This is a genomic window from Flagellimonas okinawensis, from assembly GCF_029194005.1.
GTDB lineage: Bacteria > Bacteroidota > Bacteroidia > Flavobacteriales > Flavobacteriaceae > Flagellimonas > Flagellimonas okinawensis.
Map to the genome: position 1 here is coordinate 180,367 of NZ_JARFVA010000005.1, position 19,383 is coordinate 199,749.

Here is a 19,383-nt window from a genome sequence, read left to right on the forward strand (position 1 = left end):
TATATATGGCGTTTAAAAGGATTACAATGCTGTATTCCTTTTTCCATTCGAATTTGGTATCCATATTATCCTTTGACATTACTGTCTTTTTTTACTTCATCTTTTCCTATGGAAAGCATATTTGCAAAGAGTTTATATGCTCCCGAAACCCCAACAGGCAATTCCCTGAAAAAGCTTAAACCTGTGTAAATATAATGACCTTCTCCATAAGGTGCTACTATTAGGCTACCTTGTTTTTCTGTTTCACCCTCATCTTTCATGGATAGAATGGGGGTAAACTCCGAGCTCCATTCACTTGGAAAGTATAATCCGCGCTCCTGTACCCAGCCATCGAAATCTTTTTCTGTTATGTTGTTCGGGAAATTGACCAATGAATTGTTCGGAGCCAATATCTTTACCTCTGCATTTTCATCGGTTACCCTATCACGGGACAGAGTTACGTCATATGGTGCAATGTTTTCAAACTGATTGGACCATCTTCCAGCGGTATTGTACTGTACGATCATAGTACCACCATTTTTCACATAGTCGAATAGAACCGGTTGTTTAAATTTTAGGGCATCCACCACATTGTACGCTCGTATCCCGACTACAACGGCATCATATTTATCTAAATCTCCATTTTGAATATCATTAGGGTCCACTACATGTACCTGATATCCAATTTGCTCCAAACTTTCTGGAACGTTGTCCCCGGCACCCATGATGTAGGCAATGTGCTCACCGGATTTTTTAATGTTCATGCGAACCACTTTGGCCTCGGAAGGTAGTAGTACAGATTGTTTTGGAATGTGGTTATAGTCAATTTCTACAAGCTCTTTGTCATACACTTTTGAACCCAAGGTGATTTTCGGCTCTAATTTCCCCTCACTTTCCGTATTGGGAGGAGTAACATTGAACGCAACGGATATTTCCTCTCCTTTTTGAGCAATGGTAAAAGGTATACTGCTTGGAGAAACTACCCATCCTGATGGGTGGTTCAGGACAACTGTGCCCGACACATCATTTTTACCAGCTCTAATTTTCACTTGTACCTCCTTGGTATCGGCATTGGCAAAAATGAGCACCTTTTCATCAATTTTTGAAGTTACCTCTGGTAAAATTGCAAATGGTTCGTATAATTCACCTCTGTCGGGTTTTGAATATCGGTGTACCACAGATTTCTCAAATGGAATTTCAATACCGTCTATTTGGAGGTTAAAAATGGCCTTGAAGGCACTCGGGGTTTCGGGTTTTCCTATTAAACCTTGCTCGTTAACCGTATAAGTTCCCAAAGTGCCAGGTTCGTTCAACCAATATGGACTGGTATACGACGTAGATTCAGGAACTGTAAAACTGATTTCAAAGTTTTCCCGTTGATTCTCTCCCAAAACTTTATTGGGCATCAATTTGGTGTCTGCACCGATTATCTCGATTTCTTTTAAGGTAACACTAGGTGCTGACCTGTTAATGGTTTCAATGTTGATGGTAGTTTTGCTTCCCGGTGTGGCTGATGCACTTGCGGAACTGGCTTCCAGATAAAGTCCTGAAGCGGCCAAAATGATATTCTTTAACTCTTCAGATTTAAGTGTTCTCCAATGTTCATCATCCACTTGTTGCAACAATTCATATGCTTTCACCAAATCAGGAATATGTTTGGCCGGATTTTGGAAATCGAAGTTTTCTTCAACTTTATAAAGTATTTCACCAACAGCTTCACCACCTTCCACACGGGACCAAGTGGTATTGATACCTTCAAAAACATTATTGTTTTTGGGCATATCTCCCTTTAAGAGTTCAATGTATTCGTCAGAAGCACCTCTATCGGTCAATCTACCGAATCCTTGACAAAGGTGCTGGCTACGCGCCATGGCTGCAATTTCGTTGTTGGATAGACCAAGTTCCGGGTAATACGTTCCAACATCAAACTTTACCATACCAGACTTATCTACTTTTTCAAATGCTTCTTGGCTTCCGTATTGCCACCACGAAGTGTTGTAGAAAATACGCTTGGGTTGCCAAGTGGTGGTCCACTGTAATTGGTCCGAATAAACTTTAGGATCGTTGGCAATGTCAAAGGCTTCCATGCTCAAAACTGCCGAAGACGTATGATGGCCGTGCGTGGTTCCCGGCGTTCTATGATTAAAACGGTTAATGATCACATCGGGTTTTATATTTCGGATGGCCCAGACCACATCGGCCAAAACTTTTTCTTTATCCCATATTTTCAAGGTTTCGTTCGGGTGTTTGGAAAAACCAAAGTCGTTGGCACGCGTAAAGCGCTGTTCCCCACCGTCCATGTGCCTTGCGGCCAAAAGTTCCTGTGTTCTTAAAACGCCCAATAATTCACGTAGCTCCGACCCAATAAGGTTTTGTCCCCCATCTCCACGAGTCATGGAAAGGTAGACAGTTCTTGCTTTTTCATGATTGGCGAGGTAGGAAATCAGGCTTGTATTCTCATCATCTGGGTGTGCAGCAACATAGAGTGCGGTACCCAAAAAGTTCAATTTTTGTAATTCGTGGAACAACTCAGCGGAAGTGAGTTTGTCCGGTTTTTGGGAGAATGAGTTTGTAAATAATAATGTGGTTATGGAGAGGAATACCCAAAAATGCTTCATAAGTGGTTGTTTAGTGGTTGATTCAAATATAGGCAGTTTGTGCACAGTCATCTGTTTCTTTAGAAGACTTTTAACATAGCGATTCACTGGTGTTATAAACCTAAACTGTCTCTTAAGATTGAATTTTTGTTGTCATTTTTCTGCCAATAGGCAGTTTTGAGGGACTTGAGCTTAGTTGCAGATGTGATTAATGTTTTGGCATTTGCACCAAATCCACTTTTAAATTCCTCTGTCCAGCTTTCGATGGAATAGGGGAAGTCTGTACTGAAGTTTATTGAGAGTTTTCGATCCAATTCTGTATAAGTAATAATGTAGGTAGAAATGCCATTTTTAGATGAAAGCTCTGCGTTGGCATCATATGCTCTCATCTTTTGGTGACTTAATCTAAGAAACTCCAAAGAAGGAATTATTGAGATATCGCCGACAGGAAGATTTTCAGGATTTATTCGGATTTTGTTCCAAATTTCATTTTCGAGGATTGCTTTTTCCATGTAGAAAGCTTGGTCGGCCTCTCCTTCAAAATAAGAGTGTGAAGTAAATTCAAATTGATCACGATTGTTCAGTTGTGAATAGACATGGCCACACCATTCTTGTACAGATAAACTGGTTTTTATTGCATGTTGATTGTCATAAACCGGATAAAATGTACTACTCATAATGGAGTAGGGGTAAATCCCAGTCAAGAACTTTTTGGTAGCATTCAGTTTTAAGACTGAAACATTTTCTGGATTACTGTTATTCGCTTTGACCTGCTCTTCGGGCAAAAAGGGTTCGGTAACATAGATCAAAACCGCTTTCCCATCCCTAATTTCCCCATATCGAGCCTGACTCAGTTGGTATGATGTGATTTCCGCCTCACCGGCATACCAGTATTTTTTAAAATCATCTGAAAGAGGATTTTTGGGAGGCTGCTCTTTCGTTTTTGAGGTAGTGGCGGCATCCATGGATGTTTCCGTATTATTTTCTTGTTTACACCCAATAACTAAGAGAATCAATAGTATAAGGGAAGTGCTGAAAGTTGATTTAGAAGGCTTCATAAACTCATTTTTAGGAAACTTAAGTATAAAGTCGAATTATATCAAGATACTTAACTTTTTCCAATACACGGAAAAATGTAGTTTTGCAAAATATTTCGGAAGCTAAACTTTTTGGTATGCAACAGATTGAGTTGATGGCACCTGCGGGTAATTTTGAATCCTTGCAAGCTGCATTGGATAATGGGGCCGATTCGGTGTATTTTGGTGTGGAGCAATTGAATATGAGGGCAAGGGCCACCATGAACTTTACTTTGGACGACCTTCCCGAGATAGCGAAACGATGTAATGCCAAGGGGGTAAGAACCTACCTGACTTTGAACACCATTATCTACGACCATGATCTTTCCATTGTCAAAACCTTATTGAAAAAAGCCAAAGAAGTTGGGTTGACAGCAATTATTGCCATGGATCAAGCCGTAATTGCTTCTGCTAGGGAATTGGGGTTAGAGGTGCATATTTCCACTCAAATCAATGTAACCAATATTGAAACGGTGAAATTCTATGCCATGTTCGCTGACACTATGGTATTGAGCCGTGAGTTGAGCTTGCGACAGGTAAAAAAGATTACCGAGCAAATTGAAAAGGATCAGATCAAAGGACCATCCGGTCGTTTGGTTGAAATCGAGGTTTTTGGTCACGGAGCCTTATGTATGGCCGTTTCGGGTAAATGTTATATGAGTTTGCACTCCTACAATTCATCTGCAAACAGAGGGGCTTGCAAGCAAAACTGCCGAAAAAAGTATACCGTTATCGATCAGGAGACCGGTTTTGAAATGGAATTGGACAACGAATACATTATGTCCCCAAAAGATTTATGTACTATCGATTTCTTAGATCAGGTTGCCGATGCAGGCATCAAAGTTTTGAAGATCGAGGGTAGGGGGCGTGCTCCCGAATATGTGGCGAAAGTGATCAAATGTTACCGTCAGGCTTTGGATAGTTTGTATGAAGGCAATTATGATAAGGATAAAGTAATCACTTGGATGCAGGAGTTGGAAAAAGTGTACAACCGTGGTTTTTGGAGTGGTTACTACTTGGGACAAAAGTTGGGTGAATGGAGTAAAATTCCTGGCTCATCTGCCACCCAAAAGAAAGTTTACATTGGAAAAGGAGCCCACTTCTTCCCAAAGAGCAATATCGGTGAGTTTATCATCGAAGCTTATGATATATCAATTGGGGATACCATTTTGGTGACTGGTCCCACAACAGGTGCCAAAGAAATGAAAGTGACCGAAATGTTGGTGAACGATGCCAAACTTTCCACCGCAAAAAAAGGAGATTCGGTGACCATTCCTTTGGATTTTAGAATTCGACTATCGGATAAGCTGTATAAAATCGTAGAAAATAAGGTAGAGGCCTAATGGTTGTTGTTACGCTTCAGCGCGAAAAATGTATCGGTTGTAATTATTGTGTGGAGTTGGCCCCAGAACAATTTGCCATGTCCAAAAAAGATGGCAAATCTGTATTGTTGCATTCCCAGAACAAAAAGGGATTTCATACCATAAAATCCCACGATGAGGGCATTTACGATGCTTCTGAACAAGCCGCGAAAGCCTGTCCCGTAAAAATTATTTCGGTAAAGCGAACCTGACTATAGTTCCATCAAGGCTTTGTAGACCAAATCGGTCGGTAATCCCACTACATTGGTGTAAGAACCTTGAATTTCGGTAATGCCGATCATCCCAATCCATTCCTGGATGCCGTAGGCTCCAGCCTTATCAAAAGGTTGGCACGTTTCTATGTAATAATTGATTTCATCATCCGAGAAATCCTTCAACTTTACCTTGGTGATACCACTTACGGTTTTTTGGGAATCTTTTGTGGTAAAACAAACGGAAGTTATCACTTCGTGCCAATCGCCCGAAAGGGTGCGGAGCATTTCAAAAGCTTCAGCCTTGTCTGCGGCTTTGGCTAAGGATGTTTTGTTATGCCAAACCACCGTATCCGAAGTAATCACAATTTGATTTGGTTCCAACTCCTCCATAAATGGAGAGGCTTTTAGTTTGGCCAGATACTCTGATATTTCTTGACCTTGTAATTCCTCTGGGTATACTTCTTCCACGGATTTTGGTCTTACTTCGAAGTCGAGTCCCAGTTCTTCCAAAAACATTTTGCGTCTTGGCGAGCCAGAGCCTAAGATGATTTTTTTGTCCTTGAGCTTTTCTTTGAGTGGATTTTTAGTCATTCTTGGCACTAAAATTATCGTTCCAGTCCCCCCGAACCTTTAAAACTTGCTCAATAATGTCCCGAACACAGCCATCGCCACCGTTTTTGTGCGACACATAATCGGAAATTGCTTTTACCTCTGGCACCGCATTTTGTGGGGAAGTGGCCAGAGCAACCATTTTCATAGGTGGAATGTCTGGAACATCATCACCCATGTATACCACGGATTGTGGGTCTATGCCGTGAATATCCAAATATTCCTCCAAAGGTTCTTGTTTGTGGTGGGCACCCATATAAAAATCGGTAACCCCGAGGCCTTTTAAGCGCTCTTTTACCCCTTGATTGGTTCCGCCGGTAATAATACAGACATTGTATCCTTTTTTAATGGCCGTTTTTAAGGCGTAACCATCTTTAACGCTCATTTTGCGAAGCAGTTCTCCATCGGTGGTAATTAAAACAGTTCCATCGGTAAAAACACCATCAACATCAAAAACAAATGTGGTAATATTGCTCAATAGCTCTTTATAATTCTTCTTCATGGGCTTGTTTTATAGCTTGGCTCAATAATTTATAGAGTGTAATATGTTCATTTTTATTCAGTAGTTCTAGGTGGCTTTCCATGCTTTTGATGTCATTTCGGCGTGCTGGCCCCGTTTGAGCCTTTTTGGGAGACATGGTCTGGATTTTATTCGCAGTTTCCATGATCAATGGTTTCAACAAATCAAAAGAAAGACCTTCCTCTACGCAAAGTTCTTCACCGACACTATAGAGATAATTGGTAAAGTTGTTCACAAAAACGGCTGCAAGATGCAATTTTTTTCGCTGTTCCGAGTCGATAAGGTGTACGTTTTCGGAAATGGATGCTGCCAGTGTCTTCAAGGTTTCCAAAGATTCTTTTTCTTCGGCTTCCACGCAGAAGGGAATGGTTGAAAAATCAACTGATTTACCTTTGGTAAATGTCTGTAAGGGATAAAAAACACCCCTGTTTGTGGGTTGTATTGCTTTTAAACCAATGGCCCCGGAAGTATGGACCACAATTCCTGTTTTGTTCAAGAGATAGCCAGAAACTTTGTTAATGGCATCATCTTTTACAGCGATTATATACACATCTGCATCGTCAATCGCATTAAAATCATTGGAAATAGTGGAATATTCGGAAAACTTTTGTAGTTCTTTCTTGTTACGCCCCACAACTTGCGCCACATCAACATCCTTGGCTTTTTCAAAAGCGTTGGATAAGTGCTTGGCGAGGCTTCCAGTCCCCAATATTACAATCTTAAGCATGCCCAAAACTACAAATTTAGGGTTGATAGATTATCGTAAGAATTAACAAATCTGTTTGATTTTTATGTGTTAAGGCAGCAGGGAAGTTCTAAAAAGACCTTATTTTTGCAAGCCGAAAGTAGACCGAATTTCCATGATCAATATCCTCAAGAAAACACTTTTTTCCACTAGACTTATGGCAGTTCTATTTTTGGTCTTTGCAGCAGCGTTGGCCATTGGAACTTTTGTGGAAACTTGGTACAGTACGGACACCGCACGAATTTATATTTATAATGCTACTTGGTTCGAGGCCATTATGGTCTTTTTTGTAATCAACTTTTTCGGCAATATTTATAGATATCGTTTGTTGGAATGGAAAAAATGGCCCGTACTTATTCTGCACCTTTCTTGGATTCTGATCATTATAGGTGCGTTTGTGACCCGTTACATCAGTTACGAAGGTATGATGCCCATCAGGGAAGGTGCTACCGAAAAAATATTTTATTCGGACAAGACCTATTTAACTGCTTTTGTGGATGGGGATATCAATGGAGAGACCAAACGCCGGGTACTTGAGGATGCTATTTTGGTGACTCCAGAAGGAAAGCGTTCCAGCTTACCATGGAAATCTGATTTCAATGGGCAACCGTTTTCCATTAGTTATGTGGATTTTATCAGAGGAGCAGAAAAGGGATTGATTCCCGATGAAAATGGAACCGAATACCTCCAAATTGTGGAAGCTGGCAATGGGCAGCGCCATGAGCATTATCTGGAGAACGGTAAAATAGCAAGCGTTCACAATATCCTTTTTGCATTGAACAACGAAACCGATGGTGCCGTCAATATTTTTTATGATGAAGAGAATGGATACCGCATCAAATCGCCTTTTGAAGGTAATTTTATGCGCATGGCGGACCAATTCCAAGGAGAAGTTGCCAGTGATAGTATTCAGCAATTGCAATTGCGTTCCCTTTACACCATGGGAGGTATGCAGTTTGTAGTGCCCGAACCTTTGGTTAAAGGAAGGTATGGTATAATTAAAGTCCCGGACGAGGAGATTACCAAGGTTACTCAGGATGCACTGGTCGTTTCCATCACTGCAAATGGGGAAAGTAAAGAAGTGAAATTATTAGGAAGCAAGGGAACCTCCAATTTCTCAGACAAGATCAATATAGGTGGGTTGGATTTTTCTTTGAGTTATGGTTCCAAAGTATACGAACTTCCTTTTTCCATAGAATTGAACGATTTTATTGCCGAGAAATATCCCGGAACCGAGGCGGGTTACGCTTCTTTTATGAGTAAGGTTACCGTACACGACGACCGTCCTTTTGATTATGATATTTATATGAACCATGTATTGGACCATCAAGGGTATAGATTCTTTCAATCCAGTTTTGATCCAGATGAAAAGGGAACGGTACTTTCCGTAAACCATGATTGGTGGGGCACATGGATTACCTATATTGGTTATTTTCTGTTGTATATTGGTTTGATGGGCATCATGTTCTTTGGGAAAACACGTTTCAGGGATTTGCAGACCATGCTCGAGAAAATCAAGGAAAAGAAAGCCGCATTGACCACAATAGCACTTTTCTTCGCCTTTGTATCAGCAAATGCACAGGATTCCCATGAACATACCAATGTACCGACCCAAGCACAGATTGACTCCGTAATTCAGGCAACTACCGTTGCCAAGGAACACGCCGAAAAGTTTGGAGCTTTGGTGATTCAAGATGAAAACGGTCGAATGAAACCCGTAAATACCTTTGCCTCCGAGTTGTTGAGAAGATTGAGCGGGGATGATAAATTCAAAGACCTTTCAGCCAACCAAGTATTCCTTTCCATGATGTTGAATCCTGGGGTGTGGTATACTACGGATATTATTGCTTTAGGAAATAAGGGGAATGATAGTATTCGTAAGGTTGTTGGTGTCCCGGGAGATACAAAGTTTGTAAAAGCGACCGATTTCTTCGATGCAAAAGGCAATTATAAACTCAGAACATTTTTAGAAAAGGCAACCGCCAAGGCCAACCCCAATAAATTTGAAAAAGACTTTAAAAAGGTAGGGGAGCGATTGAGTTTACTCGATATTGCTTTAAGCGGCAATATGGTCAAGATATTTCCTTTGTTGAACGATGAAAACAACAAATGGATTTCTGCCGTAGAATATCGTTCCGGACAATATCAGGTTCAAGATTCGCTTTATGCGAATTTTATCAGAAATGCGATGCCCTATTATTTGAATTCGCTGCAACAATCCATCGCCACAGGGGATTATTCACAACCTGATAGGTTGTTGGAAGCCTTTAAACAGAACCAGAAAAATCACGGTGAAGAGATATTGCCTTCGGATAACAAAGTTAAAATTGAGATTATTTACAACAAGCTCGACCTGTTCAACCGTTTATATCAATATTATGCCTTGGTTGGGGTATTGTTGTTTTTTGTACTGATAGCCAAGATTTTTAAGGAACGTAAGATTTTAGATGCTGCTGCCTATTTGTTAAAGGGGACCATTATCTTGTTCTTTATCTGGCATACCATCGGGTTGATTCTTCGTTGGTATATATCTGGACACGCTCCTTGGAGTGATGCTTATGAAAGTATACTTTACGTAGCATGGGCAACCATGGGTATAGGATTGGCACTGGGCCGAAAAAGTGAATTAACGATTGCTTCCAGTGCTTTTGTTACCTGTATGTTGTTGTGGGTGGCGCACCAAAGCTGGGTTGATCCTGCTATCGCCAATTTGGTTCCAGTATTGGATAGTTATTGGTTGATGATCCACGTAGCTGTAATTGTGGGCAGTTATGGTCCATTAACGGTTGGGATGATTTTGGGAGTGGTAGCATTATTGTTGATGGTACTGACAACCAAAAAGAACAAAAAACGTATGGACATCAATATTAAGGAGCTTACGGTGATCAACGAACTGGCCCTAACTGCTGGTTTGGTGATGTTGACCATAGGAAACTTTTTAGGAGGACAATGGGCCAACGAAAGTTGGGGTCGTTATTGGGGCTGGGATCCCAAAGAAACTTGGGCTTTGGTTTCCATTATGATCTATGCATTTGTTCTGCATATGCGATTGGTTCCGGGACTACGTGGAAAATGGATCTATAATTTCGCCAGTATTGTGGCTTATGCGAGTATCATGATGACCTATTTTGGGGTGAACTTCTATTTGGTAGGACTGCACAGTTATGCAAGTGGGGACCAAGTAATAACCCCAAGCTTTGTGTGGTACACTGTACTTGGGGTCTTTATTTTGGGAGGTATAAGCTTTTGGCGTTACAAAGTGCACTACGCCAAAAAATAGGCTATTGCTCCATTAAAAGTTTCATGATTTCTTCTGCTGCCACCTTGCCCTTTTCCTTTAGGAAAGGCCTGGAAGTATTATCTCCTAGCTCAAAAACAATGGCGGGCATTCCATGGTGTACATAAAAGTATTTGCTCGATACCATAGTTGGGTCCAGTTCATCAGAAGCGCTTACATTGGTTTTCTTTTGAGGTAATCTTTGGCTGATGTTCTCGATCCAATCAAAAACAATTTTGCCTTTATCCCCGGTCACTGTCGTATCAATTGGGTAATAAATATCATCCCAAGTGGAGTGGAAGTCCGCACCAAAAACGAAGTCATATGTTTTGTCTTTTTCTACAAGAAAATCCCTGACATTCCTTGTTTCCGGCTGATTAAAGTTTTGCCAGTCCCTGTTTAGGTCTATTCCTCCCATGTTATGTCTCCAATGTCCGTTGTCGGCCCCATCAGGGTTCATTAATGGCACTACAAAAACGGTATGCTCTTGTCTAAATTCCTTAGCCAGTTCAGAATCACCGGAAATAGTTTCGATAAAGGATTTCATTGCTAAAAAGCCTGTAACTTCTGGTGGGTGCTGTCTCGAAATGATCATCAAAGCTTTTTTGGCTTCTTCATTTTCATTGACTTCCATCAAATGCATGGTTCGTTTTTCTTTGGAAAGACCTATTGGATAATTTGTAATGAATGGTTTTTGGCTCAAGGAATCCACCCACTCTTTTACTACGGATGATGTGTAAAGTTCCTGGGCCGTAATCCAAGTTGGTTCTTCGGCCACGCTTATGGTCAATTCGGCTGATTCTGGTGCTGCTTTTATTCCAAACTCGCCCTCCCCGGGGTTGACGGCTTTAAACTTTGTACTGTCCAATGGAGTAAAGTTTCTTCCATCGGTACTGATTTTTGGGTAATACCTACTTCTGGAATCTTGGTAGTTCAATTGCACCGTAATGTCTCGAGGTTCTTTAGACCATACCTGAAAGGCATACCATGGACTTACGTTTATAGGGGTGTTTTCTGCCGTTACCCAAATGGTGTAATGATCGTCCCCATCGTAGGCCACACCGTTTAAACGGGCACCTTCGAACTTATTTGAAAAAAACGTGGTACTATCGTTAAAGGCCCAAACACCTCTCCATTGCTTTTGAATAGGTTTGTCAACGGTAGGCACAATAGGGCTTTTACCTTGTCCTTGATAACCTGTTTTTTTTTCGGTTTCAGCTGTTTCGCTACTTTTTTTACAAGATGACGTGAGCACCATGGAGGATAATATTCCAATGGCAATCAAACTTTTAATGCGCATGATTTTGAATTATTTAAGTTGGTTTGGTTACGAAGGTAGCCACAAGGTTTGGAGTAGTAAATAAAAATTTACTAATAATATATTGGTTTTTTTTGCATATTTGCATCATCATGAAGCTATAAGAATTATGTACGCGATAGATGTCACCGTTGGCCGAGGGCCAATCCAGTAACCGAAACTCCCTCGGCGAATTCGACATTTACTTACTTTTTTCACACATAATTCTTTGATAATGACACATCAACATACCAATCCATTTAAAAAATTTATCCAATATTTCTGGATAGCAATTTCCGGCAAGGAATCAGAATTTACTTCTGGAAGCATCCGTAAGGCCATTTTTATGCTTTCCATTCCCATGATCTTGGAAATGCTCATGGAATCCATTTTCGCACTGGTGGACATTGCTTATGTCTCTAGCGTTAGCGTAAATGCGGTAGCTACAATAGGTCTTACAGAGTCCGTTATTACACTTGTTTACGCATTAGCCATTGGGCTAAGTATGGCCGCCACAGCCGTAGTTGCCCGAAGGATTGGCGAAAAGGATGTGGATGGCGCACGTATTGCAGCTGTACAAGCTATTTGTTTGGGCGTTGTCATATCCATAACAATCGGAGTTGTTGGGATTGTTTTTGCCAAGGATATTTTGGCGCTAATGGGTGCAGAGCCGGATTTGATTGCCGAAGGATACGGTTACACCCAATTCTTGATCGGAGGAAACATAACGGTGGTCCTTTTGTTCTTGATCAATGCCATTTTCCGGGGTGCCGGCAATGCATCAATTGCCATGTGGGCCTTGGTGCTATCCAATGGACTCAATATAATTCTGGACCCCATGTTTATTTTTGGCTTTGGTCCCATACCGGAAATGGGCGTAAAAGGAGCGGCTGTTGCTACCAATATTGGTAGGGGCACGGCTGTACTTTTCCAATTGGGCATATTGTTCTTTGGATGGGGCAAGATTAAATTAATGGCCAAGGATTTGGTTTTGAACCTTAAGGTGATGATCAATTTGATCAAGGTTTCATTGGGCGGGATTGCGCAATTCTTGATCGGAACCTCCAGTTGGATATTCCTTATGCGAATCATGTCCGAATTCGGAAGCGAGGTATTGGCAGGCTACACCATTGCCATTCGTGTAATGATGTTCACTTTAATGCCCTCTTGGGGTATGAGTAATGCCGCGGCCACTTTGGTGGGACAGAATCTGGGTGCCAAACAACCCGATAGGGCCGAGCGGTCTGTATGGAAAACAGGGAAGTACAATGCCATTTTTATGGGGACGGTTTCCTTGGGGTACATGATTTTTGCGAACACCATTATCTCTTGGTTCAATACAACCCCGGAAGTGGTAAAGAGCGGAGCACTTTGTCTGCAGATCATCGCGTTGGGTTATATATTTTATGCCTACGGCATGGTAATGACCCAGGCCTTTAACGGAGCAGGGGATACCAAGACACCGACCAAGATAAATTTTATATCATTTTGGTTGTTTCAATTGCCATTGGCCTATATATCGGCAATGGTATTGGGATGGGGAGCAACAGGAGTTTTTGTAGCCATTACTTTGGCTGAAGTACTGATTGCGGTTTTGGCCATGATCTGGTTTAAAAAAGGGAAATGGAAGAAAGTCCAAGTATGATCGGTTTCGTATCTTTATGCGAAAGAAAACCAACATGAAAAACGATACTAAAGGACTGAATACAATCTGTACCCACGTCGGTGAATTGGAGGATAATCAGTTTAAAGGGGCTGTTTCCCCTTTGTACATGAGTACATCCTATCAATTTGAAGACGTTGCGGTAAAAAGATACCCGAGATATTACAATACGCCCAACCAAGAAGCGTTGGGCAAAAAACTGGCAGCCTTGGAGCATACCGAGGCTGCTTTAATTTTTGGTAGTGGCATGGCTGCAATTAGTACGGCATTGATGACTTTTCTTCAGGCTGGTGATCATGTGGTACTACAGCAGACCATTTATGGAGGTACTTACCATTTTGCCGTTTCCCAGTTTGAACGATTTGGCATTGAATACTCCTTTACCACAGGTTGGGAGGTTGAGGATTTTGAGAAGGAAATCAAACCCAATACCAAAGTGCTGTATTTGGAAACACCATCGAACCCATTGTTGACCATTTCCGATGTAAAAGGAGTGGCCGATTTGGCAAAAAAGAAAGGAATCCTTTCCATGATCGACAATACTTTCGCAAGCCCCGTTAACCAGAATCCCATTGATTTTGGGATAGATGTGGTGGTGCACAGTGCTACAAAATATATGGGGGGACACTCCGATATTTGTGCAGGTGTGGTTGCGGCATCCCAAGAGCTTATGGATAAGGTTTGGCAAACAGGTATTTGCTTTGGGGGAAGTTTGAGCGAGTATACGGTCTGGCTTTTGGAACGAAGTTTAAAAACGATGGCCATACGGGTGAAGGCACAGAATGAAAATGCAATGAAAATGGCTACCTATTTGAGTCAAAACAAAGATGTGGACAATGTGTATTATCCGGGACTTAAAGATCATCCGGGACACGAGTTGGCCAAATCGCAAATGAAAGGTTTTGGAGGGATGCTATCTTTTGAATTGAATCCGGAGATAAATGCTTCCCTGTTTTTTAAGGAATTGAAATTGATAAAACCATCCATGAGTTTGGCAGGGATTGAAAGTACCATGCTTTCACCCACACAGACTTCCCATGCACTAATGAGCCCAGAAGACAGGGCTAAACAAGGGATAAAGGATTCGTTGATTCGTTTCTCCTTGGGAATCGAAGAAACCGAAGATTTAATAGCGGATATTGAACAGGCAATAGCCAAAGTAAAATCTATGACCGTCACGGCATAAAAGTATATGAAATTAGACATTTTAGTATTTGGAGCGCATCCAGATGATGCTGAATTGGGTGCAGGGGCTACTATCGCAAAAGAAGTTTCCAAAGGGAAAAAAGTAGGAATCGTTGATTTGACCCGTGGTGAGCTAGGAACACGTGGCTCTGCCGAAATCAGGGATAAGGAAGCCGCAAAAGCTGCCGAAATTTTAGGGGTAACCGTTAGGGAAAACATGGAGTTCGCCGATGGTTTCTTTGTAAATGACAAGGAGCATCAGTTGGAACTCATTAAAATCATCAGAAAATATAGACCTGAAATTGTATTGTGCAATGCAGTGGACGATAGACATATTGATCACGGCAAAGGAAGCAAATTGGTCAGTGATGCTTGTTTTTTAAGCGGTTTGATGAAGATAGATACCAAAATGGACGGTGATGATAGCTGGCAAGAAGCTTGGAGGCCGAAATTGATCTATCATTTTATTCAATGGAAAAATTTGGAACCCGATTTTGTAGTGGATGTTTCTGGGTTTATTGAAAAGAAAACAGATGCGATCATGGCCTATGGATCCCAATTTTATGATCCAGATAGTGATGAGCCGGAAACACCTATCAGCAGTAAAAACTTTACGGACAGCGTTAATTATAGGGCCAGGGATTTAGGGAGAATCATAGGGGTGGATTACGCCGAAGGCTTTACGGTGGAACGTTATGTTGGTGTGGATAGCCTGGACGATTTAATATAGCTAGGAAGCTTTCTGGTATTTACTTTGAGCCTTGGGAACTGTAAAAAAGAATGTAGTTCCCTTGCGCGGAGTACTCTCTACCCAGATTTTACCATTGTTTTTCATTACCATTTCCTTACATAACGAAAGGCCAAGACCAGTTCCTTTTTCGTTATTGGTACCGTATGTGGTAATATTGGAGGTGTTTTTGAAAAGATTCCGTTGCATTTCCGCAGTCATACCTATACCAGTGTCACGAACGGATATTTGCCACATATTACCATTTTCCTCAGCCTCTATGGTGATGAGGCCATTTTCGGGGGTGAACTTTATGGCGTTGCTCAGCAAGTTTCTTATTACAATATCAATTTGGTTGTTATCCGCCCAAATTCTTGGGTTGTCCGGAAGCTGATTGATAATTTTTATGGATTTGTTTTTAGCAATTTCCGATAACAACTGAATATTATTGCTGACCAAATAAGATAAGGAAACACGTTTTGGTTTTGTGATTACACCATTGAGCTGGTTCAATCCCCAAGAAAGGAGGTTGTTGAGCGTAAACGAAATATTGTCCACATCGGTCTTAAGTTTAGGGATAAAGGAAACCAGTTCCTTTGTGGTAATTTCTCCATCGGTAAACATTTTAAGGATTCCCTGTAGACCTCCAATTGGACCTCTTAGATCATGACCAATAATGGAAAATAATTTGGTATTTGTTTTATTGATTTCGGATAATTGAGCTTCACGTTGGGTAACAGCCTCCGATTTTTCCTTAAGTTCTTTGTTCAGTTTTTTCTGGATGTTCTCACTTCTCCTTATCACAAAGGTTATTATGGTAAGAATTAGGAGGACAATTACGGAGAAATAGATGTAATTACGCTGTTTGGCCAATGCTTCTTCGTTGGCTTCAATCAATTCCTGTTTTTCTTGCTCGTATTGTATCTTGGTTTCTAAGAGGGATAAACTTTGTTTGTTTTTATCCATGAACAAGGAGTCGGACAAGGTTTTAAAGGTTTCTAGATAAGCCAATGCCTCGGTATCTTCCCCATTTTTTTTGTACACCTTGTACAAGGTTTCCGAACAATCTATCTGACCTTGCAACGATTTTATCTTGTTGGAGAGTGCCAATCCCTTTTTTGCAAATTCTAGAGATAAACTATCTTTTTCCAGACCAAAATACACTTTGGCCATACCGTTCATCAATTGAATTTTGATTCTATCATCTTCAATTTGATGCTTGAAAAGCATATTACTTTGATCGTACCAATAAAGGGCCCATTTGTATTTTTCTTGGTCCAGGTAAATATCTCCCTTTACTTCGTAGGCATAGGCGAGCCAATCATACACTTTGTGCTTTTCAAATGTATTGATGCTTCGATTGATGTTGAACATGGCATTTTTGTAGTCCTTTGCATCCTTATAGAGCGATGCCATGTTACTTTGGGTTTCCGCATCTATAACTTCGTTGCCCAACCTTCTATTTATTTTTTGAACGGTATCATAGAACATCAAGGCATTCTTGAAATCCTTTTGGTCCGCATAAAGTCCGGCAATATTCTCGTTAAGAATGGAAAGTGTTTCTTGGTCGTTTATTTCCCTGGCCAGATCAATTCCCTTAAGGTTAAGATTTAAAGCTTCGGCATAGTTACCTTCAAAGCTATAGTTCTGGGCCATTGTGTTTATAATGGTGAGCTCAGATTTAATGTCGTTGATATCCATGGCGAGGTCCAGGGCCTCTTTAAATAGGGGAATGGATTTTTTACGCTCACCTTTATTATAATAATAATCACCAAGGGCATTCAATCCCTTTATTTTACCATAAGTGTAGTCAATTTTTTTACTGTAATCCAAAGCACGACTAGCAATGGAGAAAAGGCTATCACTATCTAGATATCGATAGGAAAATGCCAGTTCAATCAATAGTTTAATATGCGTGGTATCCTTTGGATTGAATCGGTTGGTAGATTCCAGACGTTGGAGTTTGTAGGACAAGCTATCCCTTTCATTGGAAGATTGTGCGTAGCTCCATTGAGACAGTGCAAGAATAAAGATGAAGAGCATCTTTATCAAAACAGAATTTTTACATTGAACAATGAAGTTTTTTTCTGACAGCACCCGGTTGAATTATTTACAGCTAAATTAGTTTTAGGCTACCTTTCTGGGAATTAATTGTTGTGAAATCCCCAAAAATGTGTGTTTGGTCTTAAAAACGTGCATTTAATCGGGAAATTGTACAATCCGTATTTATTGTTAGTTGTCAGGCCATTAATTAACTTCCACTATTTAAGAAGAAAATTTTAATGGAATAAATTCATCTAAATTGAAAAATATTTTGGTTGAATCATTACAAAAAAGTATTTTTGCATCCGCTTTAAATGGTGGTTGTAGCTCAGCTGGTTAGAGCGCTGGATTGTGGTTCCAGAGGTCGCCGGTTCGAACCCGGTCTTCCACCCTTGAGTTTTTAAAATCCCGAACCTTTTGGTTTGGGATTTTTTGTTTGGATAAAACGCAAAATAAAACCCTCAACATGGAGGGCTTTATTTATAATTAGGTATTTAGCTCTAATCTGCAGCCTTATCAACAAGCAGTCTACTTGGTCTGTTGGCAATTTCCCAAGCAGTATGGAAAATTAAGCGTGTACGGTTTTCCAATAGATCATAGTTGATTTTATCGGGTGTATCACTCGGACGATGATAGTCTGCATGAGTACCGTTGAAATAGAAAATGATCGGAATATTGTTCTTCGCAAAATTGTAGTGATCGCTCCTATAATAAAACCTATTGGGGTCATTCTCATCATTATAAGTGTAATCAAACTCAATATTGGTGTACTTTTTATTGACAGCTTCCGATAATTGGTGCAATTCGGTGCTTAATTTATCGGAGCCAATCAAGTACAAATAGTTTCGGGCTCCCTTATAATTTGGGTCTATTCTACCGATCATATCAATATTTAGGTCGGCCACAGTATTTTCCAATGGGAAAACCGGGTCTACATCTGTATAGTATCTGGATCCCAACAGCCCTTTTTCTTCACCTGTAACATGTAGGAAAACCAAAGAACGTTTTGGTCCATTGCCTTCGTCTGCAGCTTTTTTGAATGCTTGTGCGATTTCCAATAATGCTACGGTGCCGGAACCGTCATCATCGGCTCCATTGTTGATTTTACCGCCATCTGTAATTCCGATATGATCCAAGTGGGAAGATATTACCACATATTCATCGGGCTTCTCCGATCCTTCAATAAATGCCACCACATTTTCGGAACTAATTTCATCGTTTCCACTGGTAATGTTCATGGAAATATTGGTTGGAATTATTTTGGCTTTGTGATCTTCTTCAATATCACTCTTTAAGGTTTTTACTGCTTTATCGTTCAAATAAATAAGAACTTCGTCGTTGGTATCGTTGGCCAATTGCATTCTTCCGCTGTTGTTGGATTTCATGAACTGAAAATACCCTTTAAACCTTGGGAAGCTCAACATATCGTAATAAAGAACTCCGATAGCACCTTTTTCTTGGGCGATGTCCCTTTTTTTACCAACTGCCTCAGAAGCATTGCTCCAAACAGATTTTTCCATGTTTCCGGTTATGGTATACACACCATTGGCATCTACGGGTTCACCTGCTTTAATAAGCACGAACTTTCCTTTTACATCGATTCCGTTATAATCGGAATATGTTCCGTCTTCAATCCCATAGCCTACATATACAATGGAACTGTAGGTTCCTTTTGCTTGTGAAAAGGTTAAAACGTCTTCTCCAAGAACAAAGGAAGTATTGTTAATGCTCATACTTCCGGTAGGGACATTGGAAACCTCCAAGGGTACATTTTGTAAATAGTCCCCATCAGATTTAGCAGGTGGAATGCCCAGGGATTCATAATGAGACTTTATATAAGCTACGGCTTTCTTTTGTCCGGGGGTACCGGTTTCCCTTCCTTCGAACTCATCGGAGGCATAGGTATACAAATGTTCTTTTAAGTCTTCTTGCGTAATTGTTTCCGCGTAGGTAACCGGATCGGCCAATGGTTTGGGCTGTGGGGCCTCGGTAACAGTTTTATGCGAGGAGTTGCAGGCAAAGGCCAATCCCATCACCAATAAGGATAGTTTTTTCATTCGTGCGCTTGTTTTCAAAATCTTCCAAAAGT

At 40.8% G+C, this 19,383-nt stretch carries 14 protein-coding genes and 1 tRNA gene; 7 read left to right on the forward strand and 8 right to left on the reverse strand.

Annotated elements, in window-relative coordinates:
• Positions 1–65 precede the first annotated feature (65 nt).
• Positions 66–2,597: a PIG-L family deacetylase gene (locus tag PY091_RS14385; protein ID WP_275650353.1), complete on the reverse strand. Its 2,532-nt coding sequence runs from the start codon at positions 2,595–2,597 to the stop codon at positions 66–68.
• Between the two features lie 92 nt (positions 2,598–2,689).
• Positions 2,690–3,634, reverse strand: a complete 945-nt coding sequence (locus PY091_RS14390; RefSeq protein ID WP_275650354.1) for a septum formation inhibitor Maf — start codon at positions 3,632–3,634, stop codon at positions 2,690–2,692.
• A 116-nt stretch (positions 3,635–3,750) separates the two neighbouring features.
• Between PY091_RS14390 and PY091_RS14395 the strand changes: the two genes are divergently transcribed.
• Together PY091_RS14395 and PY091_RS14400 are read left to right on the forward strand one after the other, a co-directional pair.
• Positions 3,751–4,995 carry a peptidase U32 family protein gene (locus PY091_RS14395; protein ID WP_275650355.1) on the forward strand — a complete coding sequence of 415 codons (1,245 nt, stop codon included), beginning with the start codon at positions 3,751–3,753 and terminating at the stop codon, positions 4,993–4,995.
• Positions 4,995–5,225 (forward strand): ferredoxin, encoded by a 231-nt coding sequence (locus tag PY091_RS14400; RefSeq protein ID WP_275650356.1) that lies wholly within the window; start codon positions 4,995–4,997, stop codon positions 5,223–5,225. Before PY091_RS14395 ends, PY091_RS14400 begins: the two co-directional genes overlap by 1 nt.
• On the opposite strand, the gene PY091_RS14405 is transcribed toward PY091_RS14400, so the two are convergent.
• The 3 genes from PY091_RS14405 to PY091_RS14415 are packed head-to-tail and all read right to left on the reverse strand — an operon-like array spanning position 5,226 to position 7,084.
• A complete protein-coding gene (locus tag PY091_RS14405; RefSeq protein WP_275650357.1) occupies positions 5,226–5,819 on the reverse strand; it encodes a Maf family nucleotide pyrophosphatase in 594 nt (197 codons plus the stop codon).
• A complete protein-coding gene (locus PY091_RS14410) occupies positions 5,812–6,339 on the reverse strand; it encodes a KdsC family phosphatase (RefSeq protein WP_275650358.1) in 528 nt (175 codons plus the stop codon). Before PY091_RS14410 ends, PY091_RS14405 begins: the two co-directional genes overlap by 8 nt.
• On the reverse strand, positions 6,323–7,084 hold the full coding sequence (locus PY091_RS14415; protein ID WP_275650359.1) for a Rossmann-like and DUF2520 domain-containing protein: 762 nt from the start codon (positions 7,082–7,084) through the stop codon (positions 6,323–6,325). The genes PY091_RS14410 and PY091_RS14415 overlap by 17 nt, the downstream gene beginning before the upstream one ends.
• Before the next feature lie 133 nt (positions 7,085–7,217).
• Between PY091_RS14415 and PY091_RS14420 the strand changes: the two genes are divergently transcribed.
• Positions 7,218–10,382, forward strand: a complete 3,165-nt coding sequence (locus tag PY091_RS14420; protein WP_275650360.1) for a cytochrome c biogenesis protein CcsA — start codon at positions 7,218–7,220, stop codon at positions 10,380–10,382.
• A 1-nt stretch (position 10,383) separates the two neighbouring features.
• Here the strand turns inward: PY091_RS14420 and PY091_RS14425 are convergent, their stop codons facing one another.
• The gene (locus PY091_RS14425) at positions 10,384–11,679 is read right to left on the reverse strand and encodes a M14 family metallopeptidase (protein ID WP_275650361.1); all 1,296 of its coding nucleotides are present in this window, start codon (positions 11,677–11,679) and stop codon (positions 10,384–10,386) included.
• A gap of 232 nt (positions 11,680–11,911) precedes the next feature.
• Here PY091_RS14425 and PY091_RS14430 point away from each other — a divergent pair, with 232 nt between their 5' ends.
• Genes PY091_RS14430 through bshB1 form a run of 3 tightly spaced genes read left to right on the forward strand, consistent with a single transcriptional unit; the run spans position 11,912 to position 15,254 of the window.
• Positions 11,912–13,321 carry an MATE family efflux transporter gene (locus PY091_RS14430; protein ID WP_275650362.1) on the forward strand — a complete coding sequence of 470 codons (1,410 nt, stop codon included), beginning with the start codon at positions 11,912–11,914 and terminating at the stop codon, positions 13,319–13,321.
• 34 nt (positions 13,322–13,355) lie between these two features.
• Positions 13,356–14,525, forward strand: a complete 1,170-nt coding sequence (locus PY091_RS14435) for a trans-sulfuration enzyme family protein (protein ID WP_275650363.1) — start codon at positions 13,356–13,358, stop codon at positions 14,523–14,525.
• 6 nt (positions 14,526–14,531) lie between these two features.
• Positions 14,532–15,254: a bacillithiol biosynthesis deacetylase BshB1 gene (bshB1, locus tag PY091_RS14440; protein WP_275650364.1), complete on the forward strand. Its 723-nt coding sequence runs from the start codon at positions 14,532–14,534 to the stop codon at positions 15,252–15,254.
• On the opposite strand, the gene PY091_RS14445 is transcribed toward bshB1, so the two are convergent.
• Entirely contained in the window at positions 15,255–17,294 is a 2,040-nt protein-coding gene (locus tag PY091_RS14445) for a tetratricopeptide repeat-containing sensor histidine kinase (protein WP_275650365.1), read from the reverse strand. It lies immediately after the preceding gene.
• A gap of 316 nt (positions 17,295–17,610) precedes the next feature.
• Here PY091_RS14445 and PY091_RS14450 point away from each other — a divergent pair.
• Positions 17,611–17,686 (forward strand) — tRNA-His (locus PY091_RS14450).
• A 108-nt stretch (positions 17,687–17,794) separates the two neighbouring features.
• On the opposite strand, the gene PY091_RS14455 is transcribed toward PY091_RS14450, so the two are convergent.
• Complete coding sequence (locus PY091_RS14455) at positions 17,795–19,351, reverse strand: M28 family peptidase (protein ID WP_275650366.1); 1,557 nt, start codon at positions 19,349–19,351, stop codon at positions 17,795–17,797.
• Positions 19,352–19,383: the final 32 nt, after the last annotated feature.

Excerpts from the sequence above, each read along its gene's own strand:
- PY091_RS14385 (WP_275650353.1), bottom strand. The coding sequence starts at position 2,597 with ATGAAGCATTTTTGGGTATTCCTCTCCATAACCACATTATTATTTACA.
- PY091_RS14425 (WP_275650361.1), bottom strand. The coding sequence starts at position 11,679 with ATGCGCATTAAAAGTTTGATTGCCATTGGAATATTATCCTCCATGGTG.
- PY091_RS14420 (WP_275650360.1), top strand. The coding sequence starts at position 7,218 with ATGATCAATATCCTCAAGAAAACACTTTTTTCCACTAGACTTATGGCA.
- PY091_RS14405 (WP_275650357.1), bottom strand. The coding sequence starts at position 5,819 with ATGACTAAAAATCCACTCAAAGAAAAGCTCAAGGACAAAAAAATCATC.
- PY091_RS14400 (WP_275650356.1), top strand. The coding sequence starts at position 4,995 with ATGGTTGTTGTTACGCTTCAGCGCGAAAAATGTATCGGTTGTAATTAT.
- PY091_RS14395 (WP_275650355.1), top strand. The coding sequence starts at position 3,751 with ATGCAACAGATTGAGTTGATGGCACCTGCGGGTAATTTTGAATCCTTG.
- bshB1 (WP_275650364.1), top strand. The coding sequence starts at position 14,532 with ATGAAATTAGACATTTTAGTATTTGGAGCGCATCCAGATGATGCTGAA.
- PY091_RS14455 (WP_275650366.1), bottom strand. The coding sequence starts at position 19,351 with ATGAAAAAACTATCCTTATTGGTGATGGGATTGGCCTTTGCCTGCAAC.
- PY091_RS14435 (WP_275650363.1), top strand. The coding sequence starts at position 13,356 with ATGAAAAACGATACTAAAGGACTGAATACAATCTGTACCCACGTCGGT.
- PY091_RS14390 (WP_275650354.1), bottom strand. The coding sequence starts at position 3,634 with ATGAAGCCTTCTAAATCAACTTTCAGCACTTCCCTTATACTATTGATT.
- PY091_RS14410 (WP_275650358.1), bottom strand. The coding sequence starts at position 6,339 with ATGAAGAAGAATTATAAAGAGCTATTGAGCAATATTACCACATTTGTT.
- PY091_RS14430 (WP_275650362.1), top strand. The coding sequence starts at position 11,912 with ATGACACATCAACATACCAATCCATTTAAAAAATTTATCCAATATTTC.
- PY091_RS14415 (WP_275650359.1), bottom strand. The coding sequence starts at position 7,084 with ATGCTTAAGATTGTAATATTGGGGACTGGAAGCCTCGCCAAGCACTTA.
- PY091_RS14445 (WP_275650365.1), bottom strand. The coding sequence starts at position 17,294 with ATGCTCTTCATCTTTATTCTTGCACTGTCTCAATGGAGCTACGCACAA.